Source organism: Bradyrhizobium neotropicale (assembly GCF_001641695.1).
Classification (GTDB): Bacteria; Pseudomonadota; Alphaproteobacteria; order Rhizobiales; family Xanthobacteraceae; genus Bradyrhizobium; species Bradyrhizobium neotropicale.
The window spans coordinates 70,134-86,723 of sequence record NZ_LSEF01000047.1; the positions used below are offsets into that span (position 1 = coordinate 70,134).

General features: G+C 65.7%; 17 protein-coding genes. 7 read left to right on the top strand and 10 right to left on the bottom strand.

The window, feature by feature from the left end:
* Positions 1–165: 165 nt before the first annotated feature.
* Complete coding sequence (locus AXW67_RS15245; protein ID WP_063678540.1) at positions 166–1,959, bottom strand: potassium/proton antiporter; 1,794 nt, start codon at positions 1,957–1,959, stop codon at positions 166–168.
* 416 nt (positions 1,960–2,375) lie between these two features.
* Here AXW67_RS15245 and AXW67_RS15250 point away from each other — a divergent pair, with 416 nt between their 5' ends.
* Both AXW67_RS15250 and map read left to right on the top strand, forming a co-directional pair.
* Positions 2,376–3,692, top strand: coding sequence for a mechanosensitive ion channel family protein (locus AXW67_RS15250; RefSeq protein WP_063678541.1), 1,317 nt, complete (start codon positions 2,376–2,378; stop codon positions 3,690–3,692).
* 126 nt (positions 3,693–3,818) lie between these two features.
* Positions 3,819–4,637, top strand: a complete 819-nt coding sequence (gene map / locus AXW67_RS15255; RefSeq protein WP_027553528.1) for a type I methionyl aminopeptidase — start codon at positions 3,819–3,821, stop codon at positions 4,635–4,637.
* A gap of 33 nt (positions 4,638–4,670) precedes the next feature.
* Here map and AXW67_RS15260 read toward each other — a convergent pair whose 3' ends face one another.
* Entirely contained in the window at positions 4,671–5,267 is a 597-nt protein-coding gene (locus tag AXW67_RS15260; protein WP_063678542.1) for a bifunctional transcriptional activator/DNA repair enzyme AdaA, read from the bottom strand.
* Positions 5,268–5,399: 132 nt separating this feature from the next.
* Here AXW67_RS15260 and AXW67_RS15265 point away from each other — a divergent pair, with 132 nt between their 5' ends.
* From AXW67_RS15265 to AXW67_RS15280, 4 genes are all read left to right on the top strand, one after another.
* Positions 5,400–6,341 carry a DMT family transporter gene (locus tag AXW67_RS15265; RefSeq protein WP_063678660.1) on the top strand — a complete coding sequence of 314 codons (942 nt, stop codon included), beginning with the start codon at positions 5,400–5,402 and terminating at the stop codon, positions 6,339–6,341.
* Positions 6,342–6,420: 79 nt separating this feature from the next.
* Positions 6,421–7,281 carry an intradiol ring-cleavage dioxygenase gene (locus AXW67_RS15270; protein ID WP_063678543.1) on the top strand — a complete coding sequence of 287 codons (861 nt, stop codon included), beginning with the start codon at positions 6,421–6,423 and terminating at the stop codon, positions 7,279–7,281.
* A 60-nt stretch (positions 7,282–7,341) separates the two neighbouring features.
* The gene (gene radC / locus AXW67_RS15275) at positions 7,342–8,061 is read left to right on the top strand and encodes a RadC family protein (protein WP_063678544.1); all 720 of its coding nucleotides are present in this window, start codon (positions 7,342–7,344) and stop codon (positions 8,059–8,061) included.
* 26 nt (positions 8,062–8,087) lie between these two features.
* Positions 8,088–8,876 carry a bestrophin-like domain gene (locus AXW67_RS15280; RefSeq protein ID WP_063678545.1) on the top strand — a complete coding sequence of 263 codons (789 nt, stop codon included), beginning with the start codon at positions 8,088–8,090 and terminating at the stop codon, positions 8,874–8,876.
* 21 nt (positions 8,877–8,897) lie between these two features.
* Here the strand turns inward: AXW67_RS15280 and AXW67_RS15285 are convergent, their stop codons facing one another.
* A complete protein-coding gene (locus AXW67_RS15285) occupies positions 8,898–9,203 on the bottom strand; it encodes a YMGG-like glycine zipper-containing protein (protein ID WP_063678546.1) in 306 nt (101 codons plus the stop codon).
* A gap of 144 nt (positions 9,204–9,347) precedes the next feature.
* The gene (locus AXW67_RS15290; RefSeq protein ID WP_063678547.1) at positions 9,348–9,722 is read right to left on the bottom strand and encodes a hypothetical protein; all 375 of its coding nucleotides are present in this window, start codon (positions 9,720–9,722) and stop codon (positions 9,348–9,350) included.
* A gap of 282 nt (positions 9,723–10,004) precedes the next feature.
* Between AXW67_RS15290 and AXW67_RS15295 the strand changes: the two genes are divergently transcribed.
* Positions 10,005–11,378, top strand: coding sequence for a peptidoglycan-binding protein (locus AXW67_RS15295; RefSeq protein WP_063678548.1), 1,374 nt, complete (start codon positions 10,005–10,007; stop codon positions 11,376–11,378).
* A 79-nt stretch (positions 11,379–11,457) separates the two neighbouring features.
* Here the strand turns inward: AXW67_RS15295 and AXW67_RS15300 are convergent, their stop codons facing one another.
* The 6 genes from AXW67_RS15300 to AXW67_RS15325 all read right to left on the bottom strand — a co-directional run bounded on the left by AXW67_RS15300 (position 11,458) and on the right by AXW67_RS15325 (position 16,585).
* Positions 11,458–12,732, bottom strand: coding sequence for an RNA polymerase sigma factor (locus AXW67_RS15300; RefSeq protein WP_063678549.1), 1,275 nt, complete (start codon positions 12,730–12,732; stop codon positions 11,458–11,460).
* Between the two features lie 31 nt (positions 12,733–12,763).
* Positions 12,764–13,171, bottom strand: coding sequence for a YciI family protein (locus AXW67_RS15305; protein WP_063678661.1), 408 nt, complete (start codon positions 13,169–13,171; stop codon positions 12,764–12,766).
* Positions 13,172–13,273: 102 nt separating this feature from the next.
* Positions 13,274–13,966 (bottom strand): AprI/Inh family metalloprotease inhibitor, encoded by a 693-nt coding sequence (locus AXW67_RS15310; protein WP_063678550.1) that lies wholly within the window; start codon positions 13,964–13,966, stop codon positions 13,274–13,276.
* A complete protein-coding gene (locus tag AXW67_RS15315; protein WP_063678551.1) occupies positions 13,966–14,955 on the bottom strand; it encodes a 2-hydroxyacid dehydrogenase in 990 nt (329 codons plus the stop codon). The genes AXW67_RS15310 and AXW67_RS15315 overlap by 1 nt, the downstream gene beginning before the upstream one ends.
* Complete coding sequence (locus tag AXW67_RS15320) at positions 14,955–15,773, bottom strand: ABC transporter permease (RefSeq protein WP_063678552.1); 819 nt, start codon at positions 15,771–15,773, stop codon at positions 14,955–14,957. Before AXW67_RS15320 ends, AXW67_RS15315 begins: the two co-directional genes overlap by 1 nt.
* Positions 15,770–16,585 (bottom strand): ABC transporter ATP-binding protein, encoded by an 816-nt coding sequence (locus AXW67_RS15325; RefSeq protein WP_063678553.1) that lies wholly within the window; start codon positions 16,583–16,585, stop codon positions 15,770–15,772. The genes AXW67_RS15320 and AXW67_RS15325 overlap by 4 nt, the downstream gene beginning before the upstream one ends.
* Positions 16,586–16,590 lie beyond the last annotated feature (5 nt).

Consider the following 16,590-nt stretch of genomic DNA (forward strand, 5'->3'; position numbering starts at 1 on the left):
GAAACTTTCGGCGGTTGCGGCGATTTGGTGGCAGGTTCCCGCGTACCCACACTCGTCATTCCGGGGCGTCCGAAGGGCGAGCCCGGAAGCTATTTCGTCGCCTATTCCGCGGTGAAATGGATTCCGGGTTCGCGCTACGCGCGCCCCGGAATGACAAAGAGCGGACTAAATCCCCGCCACCGACGTCCAGAGGTCGGCGAGCTTGCGCCGCAGGGCCTGTGCGCGCGTCACGGGTTCGGGCTTCTCCTCGTCCTCCGGCAGGCGCAGGCCGACGACGTTGACGCGGCCACCGGAGATCGAGCGGGCCACCAGCACGATCTCGCCGAGCGCGAGCTCCGCGCCCTCCTTCGGTGCGCGGTCGAGGTGAACGTCGAAATAATCGGCCAGGGTCAGCCTGCCCTCATCCTCGCTCACCTTCACGCCGTAGATCTCGGCGAGCTCGGCGAGCGTGTGCTCGCCGGAGACCATGAAGTCACCCAGCAGATGCGGATCCGGCGCCGAGCTCGGCTGCATGTCGACGAAGAAGCGGTCGAGGGATTCGGCCTTTTCCGGCGGGGCGAGCAGATAAATATAGTCGCCCGGCGCGATCGGATCGGCTTCGGTGGGCGTCAAAATGCTCTGGTTGCGGATCACCAGTGTCGGCTTGGACCAGGACGGAATCAGGCCGCGGCGGAAATAGAGACTCTTGGACCTGACGGAATAGCCGACGAGCTGCTGCTCGAGCTGGCCGGGCAAGTCCAGCTCGACGCGGCGTGGACCACGCTCGGCGCGCGGCAGCGCCACGTGCAGCTTCCGCGCGGCGGGCGCCAACGTCCAGCCCTGCAGCAGCAGGGAAATGATGACGACGACGAAGGCGACGTCGAAATAGAGATAGGCCTTCGACAGCCCGACCAGCATCGGAATGGACGCAAGGAAGATCGCGACTGCACCGCGCAAGCCCGTCCAGGCGATGAAGATCTTTTCGCGCCAGTTGAAGCGAAAGGGCGCAAGGCAGAGAAAGACCGCCAGCGGCCGCGCGATCAGCATCAGCACGAAGGCGACCTCGACGGCCGGCAACGCACTTGCGCCGAGCCGTTGCGGCGAGACCAGGAGGCCGAGGAGAACGAACATCACGATCTGCGCGAGCCAGGTCGCTGCGTCGAGGAAGGTCACCACCGAATTATGGGCGCGCGTCGGACGGTTGCCGATGATGATACCGGCGAGATAGACCGCGAGGAAACCGGAAGCGTGCATGATCTGCGAGCCGCCGAAGATGACGAGCGCCGCCGTGGTGACGAATGGCGCATGCAGGCCCTGCGGCAGCGCCACCTGATTGAGAGCGATGACCACCAAGCGTCCGCCGATCACGCCGACGACGGCACCCAGTACGGCCTCCTGGATGAATTCGAACAGCACATGGCTCGCCGTGCCCGACCCCAGCGAGATGTATTCCACCAGCATGAGCGTGAGAAAGATCGCGAAAGGATCGTTGGTGCCGGACTCCGCCTCCAGCGTCGCCCCGACGCGCGGGCGCAGGCGCAGGCCCTGGGTGTGCACCAGAAGGAACACCGCGGCGGCGTCGGTCGAGGCGACCACGGCGCCGACCAGGAGCGACTCCGACCAGTTCAGATCGAGCGCGTATTTGGCGAAGGGAGCGGTAATCAGCGCGGTGAGCAGCACGCCGACGGTCGCCAGCACCACCGAAGGCGCGAGCACGGTGCGGATGCTCGCAAACCGCGTCCGCAGGCCGCCGTCGAACAGGATCAGGGCGAGCGCCACCGAACCGACCAGATAGGTCGTGCGCACGTCGTCGAACTGGAGCTGCCCGGGGCCGGAATCGCCGGCCAGCATGCCGATCGCGAGGAAGACGAGCAGCAGCGGTGCGCCGAAGCGCAGCGCGAGCAGGCTCGAGAGAATGCCGGCCATCACCAGGACGGCGCCGAGCAGAATGGCGATGCTGACCGAGTCGAGAGAAGCCATGCGGTGCTGCGGGTTACTCCAAGAGATCGACGCGATTCAGTTCAGAGGGCACTGGCTGGGCGCTCCCTCGCCCCGCTTGCGGGGAGAGGGTGGGGTGAGGGGGAGTCTCCGCAGGGACGGTGACAGACGGACTCGCGGAGAGTCCCCCTCACCCGGATCGCATCTTTCGATGCGATCCGACCTCTCCCCGCAAGCGGGGCGACGTGAAGACCAGCAACCATCCTGCTCATGCATCCTTATCGTCGTCGCACTGCCGCGCCAACCCATTTTCGACCGCTCGCGGCAATCTGCCCGTATTTTGCGGCCTTAACTCGTATCACATGGCGGTGTATCGATGGTCCGGCCGCGCCCTTTGTGGGATTCTGCGGCGTCCTCGAATCATCCTTCCCGCCTGATCGCCGACGAGAACCGCCTGAATGGACATGGACCTCAAAGACCTCATGGAGTTCGCGCAGACCACCGCGCGCAGCGTCGGGGCCGAGATCTTATCGCCCTGGTTCTACCTGCAGTTTGGACTGATCCTGGCCGCAGCCGGCATCGCCTATGCCGCGGAAGCCGGCATCCGTAACCGCGTCGACATGACGTGCCTCGCGATACGCTGGCCGCTGCCGCTCCGTCACTTTGCCCGTGTGATGGTGTCCAGTGCCTCCACGGCGGTGTTCACCCTGCTCGTGATCATCTCCCGCGTGGTGATGTATCATGCGACCTGGCCGAGCCGGAGCTATCTGTTGATGGTCGCCGCGAAGCTGGGGCTGGCCTGGCTCGCGATCCGGCTCGTGACCTCGGTGCTGCGCAACGCCTTCATCGTCCAGATGGTGTCGGTCGCGGCGTGGTTCGTCGCGGCCCTCTCCATCATCGGCGAGCTCGATACGACGGTGGACCTGCTCGACTCCTACGCGATTGTGCTCGGCGGCCTGCGGCTGACGCCGCTGCTGCTGATCAAGGCCGGCGCGCTTCTGATCATCGCGCTCTGGCTCACCAACATCGCGAGCAATTTCGCCGAGAGCCGGATCAACTCGACGACCGATCTGACGCCGTCGGTGCAGGTGCTGCTGGTCAAGATCATCCGGATCGGCCTCCTCGCCGTCGCCATCGTGATTGCGCTCGGCGCGGTCGGCATCGACCTCTCGGCGCTCGCCGTGTTCTCCGGCGCGGTCGGCGTCGGCATCGGTATCGGCCTGCAGAAGATCGTCGCCAACTTCATCTCGGGCATCATCCTGCTCGCCGACAAGTCGGTGAAGCCCGGTGACCTCGTCACGATCGGCGACAATACCGGCCGCATCAGCGCGATGAAGACGCGCTATATTTCTGTTGCCGCCGGCGACGGCCGTGAATTCCTGGTGCCAAACGAGGATCTGGTGACGCAGAAGGTCGTCAACTGGACCTATACCGACAAGAATACGCTGGTGAAGATCACCTTCAGCACCAATTACGACGCCGACCCAAGGCTCGTCTGCAAGCTCGCGATCGAGACCGCCGCCGCCCATCCGCGCGCGCAGAAGGGCAAGCCGCCGAACTGCATCCTGACCGAGTTTGCAGAGGCCGGAATGAAGTTCTCGCTGACTCTCTGGCTGGCCGACCCCGACGGTATGGACAACGTCAGGAGCGACGTCATGCTGGCGCTGTGGGACGCCTTCAAGCGCGAGGGCATCCGGGTTCCCTACCCCGTCCGCGAAATCCGCGTCCGCGGCGGCGCCCTGCCGGTCGAAACCACCGTAGAAGTCCCGAATTGAGCCGCCTTTCCGGCGCAAGGCGGCCAAGCTTGGCTTGCATGAAGGCCCGCGATCATTAGATTAGGGCATGAAATCAAGCCCTTCCGCCGCATCGCGAGCAGCCTCGAGCCCAAAGATCGCAACCAGATGAGCTACGTCGAAGCCACCGACACCTCCCTCCGCAAGACCGGACAGATCAAGCTGCATGGCCCAAGCGCCTTTGCTGGCATGCGCAAGGCGGGAGCGCTGGTGGCGAAGTGCCTGGACGAGCTCACCGACATCGTCGGCCCCGGCGTGCCGACCTCGCGCATCGACGAGTTCGTCCGCGAGTTCGCCTTCAGCCACGGCGCCTATCCGGCGACGCTGATGTATCGCGGCTATCGCTACTCGACCTGTACCTCGCTCAACCACGTGGTCTGCCACGGCATGCCCGGCGACCGGCCGCTGAAGGAAGGCGACATCGTCAACATCGACGTCACCTTCATCGTCGACGGCTGGTACGGCGATTCCAGCCGGATGTATGCGATCGGCCCGATCGCGCGCAAGGCTGAGCGGCTGATCGAGGTGACCTATGAGGCGATGATGCGCGGCATCGCCGCCGTGAAGCCCGGCGCCACCACCGGCGACATCGGCCACGCCATCCAGAGCTTCGTCGAGCCGCAGGGCATGAGCGTGGTGCGTGATTTCTGCGGCCACGGCCTCGGCCGCATGTTCCACGACGAGCCCAACATCATCCATATCGGCCGCCCCGGCGAAGGCGTGCAGCTCAAGCCCGGCATGTTCTTCACCATCGAGCCGATGATCAATCTCGGCAAGCCGCATGTGAAGATCCTGTCCGACGGCTGGACCGCGGTGACCCGCGACCGCTCGCTGTCGGCGCAATTCGAGCACTCCGTCGGCGTCACCGCCACGGGCGTCGAAATCTTCACGCTGTCGGAGCGGCACGGCGAGAAGCAGATCGGCTGATCTCTTCGGCGCTGACTTGCACCTTCGCGACGCCTATCGCCGACGGCGAAATGACGATGGTGGCCGCTTGTAGGTCGCGGCAAAGGCATCGTTGAAGCGGCGAACGCTGCCGAAGCCCGCCGCGAAGGCGATCTCGGCCAATGTCATATCGGTCTGGTCGATCAGGCGCTTGGCTTCCTGCACGCGCCGTGTCGCCGCAATCTCGCTGGGACTTGCGCCGGCATGGCGCATGAACAGGCGCAGGAGATGGCGCGGGCCGATGCCAAGGGTCACGGCAAGCTCCGCCATGGATGCACGATCCAGAAAGCCGTCATTGATCAGGCGCATCCCGCGCGCAACGGTGGTGGCCGTGCCCATCCAGGCCGGCGATCCCGGCGCAGCTTCCGGCCGGCAGCGGAGGCAGGGGCGAAAGCCGGCCCGCTCGGCGGCGGCGGCGGTCGCGTAGAAGGTGACGTTCTCGGAGCGAGCCGGGCGAACCGGACAGACCGGCCGGCAATAGATCCGCGTCGAGCGAACGCCGGAGAAGAACAGGCCGTCGAACGCGTGGGCACGCGCCAGTCTCGCCCGATCGCAGGTCTCCCAATCGAGATGCGGTGGCAGCACTTGCGGATGGGCCGGAATTCTCGCCATGAACGAAAAGGTAGTCTCAACCCATGCCGCCGAGTAGCTGAAATCGGACTCGATCGGTCGATGAGGTCCGAATTCAGCCAGCCTGCGCCGCCGCTCCGGATCATGGTGCCGACACATCCCGGAGCAGATCGCATGAACACGCAGGCGCAGCAGGCAACGTCGGAGCAAACCTTTCTCACACGCGAGATCTGGCTCCTGCTGCTCCTGTCGCTGATCTGGGGCAGTTCGTTCACGCTGATCAAGGTGGCGATCCCCTCGATTCCGCCGTTCACCATGGTCGCCGCGCGCGTGACGATCGCAGCAATTCTCCTGATCCTGATAGCGAGCGCGCAGGGGCACTTCCTTCCGCGCCAGAGATCGGTGTGGGCCGCTTTCCTCGTGCAAGGGCTGCTGCAAAGCGCATTGCCGTTCACCCTGATCAGTTGGGGCGAGATGCATATCGCGAGCGGGCTCGCCGGCGTGCTCAATGCAACCCCGCCGATGTTCGTGCTCGCGCTCGCGATGTTCACCGGACGCGGGCGCCGAACGATCAGCGGCCAAAAGATCATTGGCGTCGGTCTTGGCCTTGCGGGCGTCGCAATGACGATGCGCATCGATGCGCGGTCCGGGATCGGCACGGCAGCGCCGCTGGCGCAAGCGGCGGTGCTCGGCGCAAGCCTGAGCTACGCGCTCGCGCCGATTTGGGGCCAACGGTTCTCGAACCTGCCGGCAATCGTGACGGCGGCCGGCGCCATGAGCTGCGCCGCGATTTTGATGGTCCCCGCGGCCGCCGCTCTCGAGCAGCCGTGGAGGCTGGCACCGACGGCACAGGCGATCGCAGCGGTCATCGCTCTCGCGGTCGTCTGCACCGCGCTCGCGATGGTGATCTATTTCCGGCTGATCCACACGCTAGGCCCACTCGGCACGACCAGCGGAAGCTACCTGCGCGCGGGATTCGCGGTTGCGCTCGGCATCGCTCTGCTTGGCGAGCGCTTGACCTGGTCTGGTCTGGCCGGAATGGTGCTCATTGTGGCCGGGGTGGTGGCTGTTACAGCACCTTCGCGGAAGCGAAACGCCGAGAAACCGTCGATCTGATTGCGGCCATTATCACGGCCTGATCTTGCCATCCTGCCTGCCGATCACGATCTCTCGTTGGGGCGGACAGGAGAGACGATTGGCCAAGTCAACGCGTCGCGGCTTCCTTGGATTCGTGTCGGCCAGCGCTGCGGGCCTGCTGCAAACCCGCGCGCAAGCGGCTTCCGAGCCCGCCGTCAGCTCCAGCGAGCCGGCCTGCATCCTGACGCCGCAGGCGGAGGAAGGGCCGTTCTATGCCGACCCGAAACTCGTTCGTTCCGACATCACGGAAGGCAGGCCCGGCGTGCCGCTGACGCTGCGGCTGCGCGTGATCGAGGCGGGGCCCTGCACGGCAATCAAGGGCGCCCGGGTCGATATCTGGCATTGCGACGCGAAGGGCCTCTACTCCGCCTATCCCGGTCAGGGCGACGGCCACGATATCGATGCGACCGGCAAGACGTTCCTGCGTGGCACGCAGATGACCGACGAGGCCGGCTGGGCCCTGTTCAACACCATCTATCCCGGCTGGTATGACGGCCGCACCACGCACATCCATTTCAAGGTGTTTCTCGACGATCGCACAGTGCTGACCGGGCAGACCTTCCTGCCCGACGCGCTGAACGAGTTCATCTACACCAACGTCCCCGCCTACAAGGACCGCGCCCGGCAGCGCACGATCATCAACGCTAATGACCACGTGATCGAGCGCTCCGATCCCGAGCATCGCGCCTTCTGCGCCGTGAAGGAGGAGCGCGACCGCTACGTCGCGACACTGACGCTCGGCGTCGACCGCCGCACTGACGCGACCGTCGGGCACGCCGGTCCGCCACCACCCCCGCCGGGCATGCGCGGTGGACCTCCGCCTGGCCCACCGCCGTCAGGCATGGGCGGACCGATGTTCGGACGCCCGATCAAGGACCGGCTCGCCGCGCTGGTGCCGGGGTTGAAGCCGCGCCGCTAGAACCGCATCGCCGCAATTGGCGGTTGCAAAAGAAATGACCCGCGGCGATGCTGGCGCGCGATGCCCGCCAAATCCAGCGTCCCGCCCAAGTCGCCCGAGCCTGCCGAGCCGCCGCACTATCACGGCCACCGCGAGCGGCTGCGCGAGCGCTTCTATAGCGCAGGTCCGGATGCGCTGAGCGACTACGAGCTGCTGGAGATGGCGCTGTTTCCGGCGCTGCCACGTCGCGACACCAAGCCGCTCGCAAAGACGCTGATCAAGACGTTCGGCTCGTTCGCCGAGGTCGTTCATGCGCCTGTCGCACGGCTGCGCGAGGTCGAAGGCGTCGGCGAATCCGCCATCAACCAGCTCAAGCTGATCGCAGCCGCGGCGAGCCGCGTGACCAAGGGCGAGGTCAACAGCCGCAACGCTCTGTCGTCGTGGAACGAGGTGATCGACTATTGCCGCTCCAGCATGGCGTTTGCCGACAAGGAGCAATTCCGTCTGCTCTTCCTCGACAAGCGCAACCAGCTCATCGCCGACGAGGTGCAGCAGACCGGCACCGTCGACCACACCCCGGTCTATCCGCGCGAGGTGATCAAGCGCGCGCTTGAACTCTCGGCAACCGCGCTGATCCTGGTGCACAACCATCCTTCCGGCGATCCCTCGCCGTCCCAGGCCGACATCCAGATGACCAAGGCCATCATCGACATCGCAAAACCGCTCGGCATCGCCGTGCACGACCACATCATCGTCGGCAAGAGCGGGCACGCCAGCCTGCGCGGGATGCGGCTGATCTAGGCTCCGAATCAAGTGACAAGGACACAATGAGCGACTGGCTGCACAATTTGCCGGTGCCGTGGATGGCGCTGGTGATCTTCGGATTCACCTTTCTGCTGGCCGCGGCCATCTTCGCCGCCGTCGCGATGATCGCGACGGAGGAGCGCGCGAAATCGCTGAAGGCGATCTCGCCCGGCATGCTGCCGGTGCTCGGCATCATCTTCGGCCTGTTCGTCGCCTTCACCGCGGCGCAGGTCTGGGGTGACAGCGACCGCGCCAGCGCGGCAGTGAGCCGTGAGGCCAGCGCGCTCAGAAGCGCCGTGCTGCTGGCGGCGGGCCTGCCGGCCGAGCAGGAGGGACGGTTACGCGGGCTGGTGCGCGACTATATCGGGCAGGCCGCGACGGTGGAGTGGCCGATGATGGCGCATCAGGCGATATCGCTGAAGGAGACACCGCCGGCGCTCGCCGAAGCGTTGCAGCTCGTCGTCACCATGACGCCGCAGGGCCGGGGTCAGGAGACCGTTCAGCGCGAGATCATCGCCGCGCTCCAGCAGGCGCTGGATGCGCGACGGCAGCGGATCATCGTCAGCCTCGCCGCGGTGAATTCGGTCAAATGGTGGTGCCTGTACCTCCAGGCTGCCTGCGCGCTGCTGGCGATCGGCCTGGTTCATTGCGACAACCGCCTCGGAGGGGCAATCGCAATGGGGCTGTTCGCGACCGGCGTCGCCACCTCGGTGCTCTTGATCGCCGCGCATGACCGGCCGTTTGCCGGTCAGGTCTCGATCCATCCGGAGCCGCTGTTGCAGATCATGCCGGACGCAACGGCAAGGAACTAGAGCGCGAAGGCTCGTAGCCGCTCAGTAGCAATACCGGGAATCGACGCGGACGTAGTAACCGTCGGGACGCTGCATGTAGCAGCCGCGCTGGTAGGCATAGTAGCCTGAGCGGCGCCGCTCGCCTTCGGAGGCGATCGCAGCACCCGTGCCGGCGCCGACAACGGCGCCGATTGCGGCTCCGCGGCCGCCGCCAAGCGCCCCGCCGAGGATCGCTCCGCCGACGCCGCCGATGATGGCGCCGCCGACGGCATCCTGGGCCGCCGCCTCATGGACCGGTATCGCCATGGCAACCGTCAGACACGCCGCAATTCCAAGACCACGAAGCATTTTGAGCCCTCCCTGTGCTGACGCCAGTCATAGCGTCGGATGCGGGTTCCAGCCAGAACAATCATCGCCATTTGAGGACTGACGCGCCACGCGGTGTCGCCGGGGGCTCAGAGCAGATGCGGTCCGGCGGGGCGAAATTCCCGTTCAGGGACTGATCCAGCGTTGCACGGCTTCGGCCGTGTCGGCAGGCGTCGTGTTGAAGCAGATCGCGGCCTTCGGTGCCAGCTGGTGGACGAGGTTGAGCACCTTCTCGAACAGCAGGAGACGCTCCCTCGGCTCGCGCAGGCCCGCGCCGATGACGATGCAATCGAAGCTCTCATCGCGCAACGCCGCCGTGACGGCGGCTTCCGCGGTGGCATCGAAATCGATCAGGCAGCTCGTAACCTCGAAGCCGAGACCGCGTAGCCGCAGCAATTGCGCCTCGATGTAGTTGCGGACGAGTTCGGGCGTGAGCTGCGGGAATGCGCTGTAGTCGACGCTGCCCGGTTCGATGCCGATCGCAAGAACGCGCTTGGTCATGCGGGGCTCCCAGCGGGATCATCTCTGTCGATAACGGATGACGGCTCCGGCCGGTTCCCGGCTCCCCGCGTCGTCGTATCGCTGTTTGCGCAGAAGATTGCGGCGTTTGATCGCAGCAACGTCAGCGATTTCGCGCCGGCCGTGTAAGCCATTTCACACGCACTTGTTCGGGCTGCCTGCAAAATTGCGTCCATTGCGCCGAGAGCTCCTGCCGCGATGGCGGCACGCAGCTCAAACGAGCATGGAGATCCAAGCAATTTTAGCATTTCGCGGGAGCGGGAAATGGTATCATTTCAGAGCTTGAAAAGCGAATATGAGAGGAATTGGACCAATCTTCAGATCCGGCCCTCACGCCTCGACGATGCGAACGCGGTGGCGCATCGGGCGATCAACGGCAAGACGGCCTATCAGCAGATCGAGCAACGCACCGGTGTACCCTGGCATTTCGTTGCCCTCTGCCACTATCGCGAGTCCAATTTCGATTTCGACACCTATCTCGGCAACGGCCAGTCGCTCAACCGCATGACCACCATCGTGCCGAAGGGGCGCGGCCCGTTCAGCTCGTTCGTCGACGGCGCCGTGGACGCGCTGAGAATCCAGGACTTCGTCGGCGCAACGGACTGGAGCGCCGCGCGCACCCTGTTCCGGCTCGAGGCCTTCAACGGCTTCGGCTATCACGCCAAGGGCGTCAACTCGCCTTATCTCTATGGCGGCTCAACGCTCTACGGCCCGCCCGAGGCGAGGCCCGGCAAGTTCGTCCGCGACCACGTGTTCGATCCGAGCAACGTCGACTCGCAACTCGGCACCGCCGTGATCCTGCACGCGATGATGACGCTCGATCCCTCGATCACCCTTAACGGCAGCCCGCCGGGCGCGGGCAATCCCGAGCCCGATGACGAAATGGCGGCGACGGTTCTTCTGATGCAGCAGGCGCTGAACCGGCTCGGCGCCAATCCGCCGCTCGCCGAGGACGGCATCAGCGGGCCGAGAACCAAGGCAGCGGTCTCGCGATTTCAGCAGCAGAACGGCATCAAGGATTCCGGCTTGCTCGATGCCGCCACCATTGCCGCCATCACGCGGGCGTCCCAGCCGGTCACCGTGATGCCACCCGTGGACATGTCGCAGATCCTGATGCGGCTGGAGGACCTCGCGCAGCTGGTGCGGCCACCGACAGGAGGTACGGCACCGGGCGGCGTCACAACGGCGACCAACGATCCGATCAGCCTGTTCGAACGCCTCTTCTCCCTCCTCAACAAGCAGGCTCCCATGCCTGGAACAGTCACTCCGACCAACCCCGCTCCCGTCGACCAGTTGAAGCAGGTCGTCGAGATGCTCGGCACATTGCTCAACAACAACGGCAAGCCCGTGCTCGGCCAGGTCAATGGCGCGCTCGGCGAGACGATCGGCAAGCTCCTCGACGGCAGGAAGACCGCGCTCGGCGTCGGCGGCACGCTCATCACCGCGCTGCTCTCAGCGGTGACGGCAAGCCCCGATGCGGGAGGCCTCGCCGGGCTGTTCGGAACGATCGTGTCGGCGGTGCCGGGTCTCGGTCAGTTCGCCATGCCGGTCTTCCTGGCGCTCTCAGCCTGGGGCGTGCTCGGCAAGCTGGAGAAATGGGCACAGGGCACCGCGCCGCCGCCCAAGCCGGTGACCTAAAGCGCCGACCCGCGCGAGGCGGCGCGCCTACTGACGCAGCATGATCAGGGGACTTGCTGCGCAGCGGCTCCAGCGAGGCTCAAGCCGTGCCGTCGACATCGGCCATGGCTGCCGCGCGTCGTTCCATCAACACGCGCTCGCGCGCATTGGTCGCAAGACGGGCAGCGGTCTCGAACGATGCGCGCGCCTCGGCGAAGCGGCCGAGCCTTTGCAGGAGGTCGCCGCGGACAGCCTGGAGATGGTGATACGCCCTGAGTGCCGGCTCATCCGCGATCAGGTCCACGAGATCGAGCCCGGCCTGCGGCCCTTCGGCCATGCCAAGCGCGACCGCCCGGTTGAGCTCGATCACGGGCGAGCGCACCTGCGCCGCAAGCTGACCATAGAGCTCTGCGATGCGCCGCCAGTCGGTAGCTGCGGCGCTCTCCGCCGTAGCGTGACACGCGACGATCGTGGCCTGCAGCGTGTAGAACCCGCCGGCACCGCCAAGGTCGCGCGCGCGACCGAGCGCGCGAAGGCCACGGCCGATCTGGAGCCTGTCCCAGAGCCTGCGATCCTGGTCCATCAGCAGGATGGGCTCGCCATCGATGCCGGTGCGGGCCCGCGTCCGCGCGGCATTCAGCTCCATCAGCGCCGTGAGACCGTGCACCTCCGGCTCGAGCGGCGCGAGCCCAACCAGCACCCGCCCCATGCGCAGAGCCTCGTCGCAGAGCTGCGGCCGCAGCCATTCCTCGCCGCGTGAGGCCGCGTAGCCCTCGTTGAAGATGAGATAGATGACCTCGAGCACCGAGGCGAGACGCTCCGAGAGCGCCTCGCCGCTTGGGGTCTCGTAGGCGAGGCCCGACCGCGAGAGCGTGCGCTTGGCGCGGACGATGCGCTGGGCGACGGTTGCCTCCGTGACCAGGAACGCGCGTGCGATCTCATCGGTGGTCAGGCCGCAGATCATGCGCAGCGCCAGCGCCGCGCGGGCCTGCCGCGGCAGCAGCGGATGACAGGCGGTGAAGATCAACCGCACCCATTCGTCACCGATGTCGTCGTCGAGGGCGGCGTCGAAATCCGGCATCGCTTCCTGCTCCTGCATCAGGTCGCGCGTCAGCACCTCCTGCTTGCGGGTGAGCATTTTGGCCCGACGCAAATGGTCGAGCGCACGGCGCTTGGCTGTCGCAACCAGCCAGGCGCCGGGATTGTCCGGCACTCCGCTGAGCGGCCAGACTTCCAGCGCGGCAACCAGTGCGTCCTGGGTCAATTCCTCCGCAAGCGGCACGTCCCGCAGCATGCGCGACAGCGTCGTGATCAGCCGCGGCTGCACGACGCGCCATGCGGCACGGATCGCACGATCGGTGTCGGCGGCCGTCATCGCCGCCGACTGAGACGAGCGATGGCGTCCATCAGGCGTGGGCGGCCGCCCTGGTCCGCGCGTCGATCTGGCAGGCCCCGTCCATGTCCGGCGTGGCGAATGCCCGCAACTCGCAGGTACCGTCCCAGCCCGGCATGTGGTCGAGGTGCAACTGCATGAATTCCTTCGCCATGGCCAAGGCTTCCTCCTTGTCACGCAGCTCGAAGATGGCGTAGCCCCCGATCACCTCCTTGGCCTCGACGAAGGGACCGTCGATGACACTGAGCTCGCCGTCGACGATCCGCACCCGCGCGCCGGTCGAGAGCGGCATCAGGCCGCCATTGTCGATCATTCGACCGGCCTTGATCTCCCGCTCGGATATTTTCTGCATGGCCTCCATCAACGCCGGGGTCGGGGCAGCCATCGGCTGGCTGGAGGTGACGAAGTACATGAAGCGCATGAAAAACTCCCTTGGCACGAGCAGCAGCCGCTCCGGCCGCAAACCGGCTCGCTATGGATGTGACGATCGAACTCCGGCCGAATCGACATCCGCCGGGAAAAATTATTGACGCAGCATGATCAGGGGATCGGCGGTGTCGGGGACGCGGCGCCATTGCGCGTTGTCATCGGCCTCGAACTGCCAGGTCTCGCCGGCCTTCGACATCAGGATGATCTGGCCGCGCTCGAGCCGCCATTGCGTCGGATTGAACTGCGCGATGGCGGGATCGCATTTCGGCTTGAGGAAGACCTGGAAATTATCCGGGCCCGCTTCGGTGTTGGTCAGCGTCAGGCCGCAAACCGGCTGGCCGTTGCCACGCACCATGGCCCAGTCGCCGATCATCTGGTCCATCGACTTGGCCATCGAGCGGGCTGCGGCGAGGTCTTGCAGGATGTAGACGCCCTCGCCCTGCCGCAGGCCTTCGAAGATCCCGGCCTCGACCTCGGTGAAGTCGATCACGGCTTCCCCGGTCGCATCCTGCAAGCGAACGATATCGAGGCCCTTGACGCTCCAGGCGACGATGTCCTTGGTGAACGGCAGCGCGGTCCTGCAGGCCGGCTCCAGCTCGAGCTTGAAGCCGTGACCAGCGGCATCGCCCTTGAGCGTGACGACGCAGGTCTTGCTGCGCTCGGTGGTCGAGAGCTCCCACTGCCCGACCATGTCTTTCTTCAGGGTCGTCGCATCCTGCGCCCGCGCAGGGCTCATCGCGGCGATACATGCCGCGATGGCCAATGCAACGACCCGAAGAGCTGTCATCAGCGGCCCTTCGTCGGAGTTTCCGCCACCGGCGTCAACGGCGCCTTGCCGGCAAACCAGGTCTTGAGATTGTCGACCACGAGCTGGTCCATCGCATTGCGCGTGACCACCGACGCCGAGCCGATATGCGGCAGCAGCACGACGTTCTGCATCGCCTTGAGCTCGTCGGGCACGTTCGGCTCGGCCGCGAACACGTCGAGGCCGGCGGCGAGGATGGTGCCGGACTTCAGCGCCTGGACCAGAGCCGGCTCGTCGACCACCGAGCCGCGCGCGACGTTGACCAGCACGCCGCGCGGCCCGAGCGCCTTCAGCACCTCGGCATTGATCATCTTGTTGGTGCTGGCGCCGCCGGGCACGATGACCATCAGCGTGTCCACAGCCTTCGCCATCTCGATCAGGTCGGGATAGTGCTTGTAGGAGACGTCTTTTGCCGGATTGCGCGAATGATAGACCACCGGCACCAGCGAGGCATCGAGCCGGCGCGCAATGGCCTGGCCGATCCGCCCCATGCCGACGATGCCGACCTTACGGTCGCGCAGCGAACCGACGCTGAGGGGATAATTCTGCGTCTGCCACAGGCCGGAGCGCACGTAGCGGTCGGCCTTGATGAACTCACGCAAGGTCGCGAGCAGAAGGCCCATCGCGACGTCGGCGACTTCTTCCGTCAGCACGTCCGGCGTGTTGGTCACGATGACGTTGTGCTCGCGCGCATAGGCCGTATCGATGTGGTCATAACCGACACCGAAGCTCGCCACCATCTCCAGCTTCGGGAAGTGCGACAGCGAATCCTTGTCGGCACGCACGGTGTGATAGGTCACCGCGACGCCGCGGATCTTTTCGCGAACCGCCGGCGTCAGCCGTTCCAGATCGGCCCGCGTCTCGGCCTTGTGCACGACGAAATGATCGGAAAAACCGTTGTCGAGGATCGGCCGCACCGGCCCATAGATCAGGAGGTCGATCTTTTCGGACGAAATCGAACCGGTCGTCATCAGCTTTCCTTTCCAAGCGCGCTTTCATGCCAGCGCCGTAAAACGAGGTGCGAAATTAGCGCCAGCAACCCATAAATGACAATCCCGGCAAGCGACAGCAAAAGCAGCGCTGCGAACATGCGGGGTATGTTGAGACGGTAGCCGGATTCGGCGATCCGGTAGGCGAGCCCGGACCCTGCCCCGGCGGTGCCCGCCGCAATTTCGGCCACGACGGCGCCGATCAGCGACAGTCCGCCGGCGATGCGTAGACCGCCGAGGATATAGGGCAGCGCCGATGGCAGTTTCAGAAACCGCAGGGTCTGCGGCCCGGATGCCTCATAGAGCTGGAACAAGCCGGCAAGGTTGCGATCGACCGAGTTCAGCCCCAGCGTGGTGTTCGACAGCACCGGGAAGAAGGCGACAATGAAGGCGCAGACGACGACCGCGGTCTGCTGCTCCAGATAGATCAGGAGCAGCGGCGCAATCGCGATCACCGGCGTGACCTGGAGCACGACGGCGTAGGGGAACAGCGAATATTCAACCCATTTCGACTGGTTGAACAACAGCGCCAGCGCAATGCCGCCGATGCTCGCCGCCACAAAACCTTCAAGCGTGGTGAGCAGCGTGGTGGCGAGCGATTGTGACAGCACCGCCCAATCGTTGATCAGCGTCAGGAAGATGGCCGACGGTGCCGGCAGTACGTAAGGCGGGACCTCCTTGACGCGAACCACAAGTTCCCAGGCAGCCAAGCCCGCGGCAAAGACGATGATGGGAAGTACAAAGCGGACCGCGCGCTGCGCGGCCGACGGCTTTGCGGGGGCGGAGGACTGCGCGCTCATAGCATCGACTGTCCCGAATAGGACGGCGCAAGCGCCGCCGACACCTTGCGGCAATAGTCGGCATAAGCCGATGAGGTGCGGAATTCCTCGCCGCGCGGTTCGACCGTCTCGATGCGGATGTCGGCCTGGATGCGACCGGGCCGCGCCGTCATCACCACGACGCGCTGGGACAAATAGACGGACTCGAACACCGAATGGGTGACGAAGATGACGGTCTTGCCCAGGCCCCGCCACAGCGCGAGCAAATCGTTGTTGAGGCGGAAGCGCGTGATCTCGTCGAGCGCGGCAAAAGGCTCGTCCATCAGGAGAATGTCGGGATCGGTGACCAGCGCGCGCGCCAGCGACACCCGCATCTTCATGCCGCCGGAGAGTTCGCGCGGAAAGGCATCAGTGAATTCGGCAAGCCCGACGCTTGCGAGCGCCTCATCGACACGGGCGCGGGCCTCGGCCTTCGGCACGCGCGCGAGCTTCAGCGGCAGGCGTACGTTTTCGCGCACGCTGGTCCAGGGCATCAGGGTCGGCTCCTGGAACACGAAGCCGATGCCGTGGCCCGGCTGCGCCGCGCCCTCATGGCGCGACACCCGCACCGTGCCGGACGAGGGCGCACCTAACCCCGCGATCAGGCGCAGCGCGGTGGACTTGCCGCAGCCGGACGGTCCGAGCAGCGAGATGAACTCGCCCTTGCGCACGGCGAGATCGAACGGGCCGAGCGCCATGACGCCGTTGTCGTAGGTCTTCGTCACGTCGCGCAGGCTGACGGCCAGCGCCGTCAGGCCGGCCTCGACCCCGGACGAAATTTTGACGTCTGACATGGACC

Excerpts from the sequence above, each read along its gene's own strand:
- AXW67_RS15250 (WP_063678541.1), top strand. The coding sequence starts at position 2,376 with ATGGACATGGACCTCAAAGACCTCATGGAGTTCGCGCAGACCACCGCG.
- AXW67_RS15320 (WP_063678552.1), bottom strand. The coding sequence starts at position 15,773 with ATGAGCGCGCAGTCCTCCGCCCCCGCAAAGCCGTCGGCCGCGCAGCGC.
- AXW67_RS15325 (WP_063678553.1), bottom strand. The coding sequence starts at position 16,585 with ATGTCAGACGTCAAAATTTCGTCCGGGGTCGAGGCCGGCCTGACGGCG.
- AXW67_RS15245 (WP_063678540.1), bottom strand. The coding sequence starts at position 1,959 with ATGGCTTCTCTCGACTCGGTCAGCATCGCCATTCTGCTCGGCGCCGTC.
- AXW67_RS15305 (WP_063678661.1), bottom strand. The coding sequence starts at position 13,171 with ATGCGCTTCATGTACTTCGTCACCTCCAGCCAGCCGATGGCTGCCCCG.
- AXW67_RS15295 (WP_063678548.1), top strand. The coding sequence starts at position 10,005 with ATGGTATCATTTCAGAGCTTGAAAAGCGAATATGAGAGGAATTGGACC.
- AXW67_RS15310 (WP_063678550.1), bottom strand. The coding sequence starts at position 13,966 with ATGACAGCTCTTCGGGTCGTTGCATTGGCCATCGCGGCATGTATCGCC.
- radC (WP_063678544.1), top strand. The coding sequence starts at position 7,342 with ATGCCCGCCAAATCCAGCGTCCCGCCCAAGTCGCCCGAGCCTGCCGAG.
- AXW67_RS15315 (WP_063678551.1), bottom strand. The coding sequence starts at position 14,955 with ATGACGACCGGTTCGATTTCGTCCGAAAAGATCGACCTCCTGATCTAT.
- AXW67_RS15285 (WP_063678546.1), bottom strand. The coding sequence starts at position 9,203 with ATGCTTCGTGGTCTTGGAATTGCGGCGTGTCTGACGGTTGCCATGGCG.
- AXW67_RS15280 (WP_063678545.1), top strand. The coding sequence starts at position 8,088 with ATGAGCGACTGGCTGCACAATTTGCCGGTGCCGTGGATGGCGCTGGTG.
- AXW67_RS15300 (WP_063678549.1), bottom strand. The coding sequence starts at position 12,732 with ATGACGGCCGCCGACACCGATCGTGCGATCCGTGCCGCATGGCGCGTC.
- AXW67_RS15260 (WP_063678542.1), bottom strand. The coding sequence starts at position 5,267 with ATGGCGAGAATTCCGGCCCATCCGCAAGTGCTGCCACCGCATCTCGAT.
- AXW67_RS15265 (WP_063678660.1), top strand. The coding sequence starts at position 5,400 with ATGAACACGCAGGCGCAGCAGGCAACGTCGGAGCAAACCTTTCTCACA.
- map (WP_027553528.1), top strand. The coding sequence starts at position 3,819 with ATGAGCTACGTCGAAGCCACCGACACCTCCCTCCGCAAGACCGGACAG.
- AXW67_RS15290 (WP_063678547.1), bottom strand. The coding sequence starts at position 9,722 with ATGACCAAGCGCGTTCTTGCGATCGGCATCGAACCGGGCAGCGTCGAC.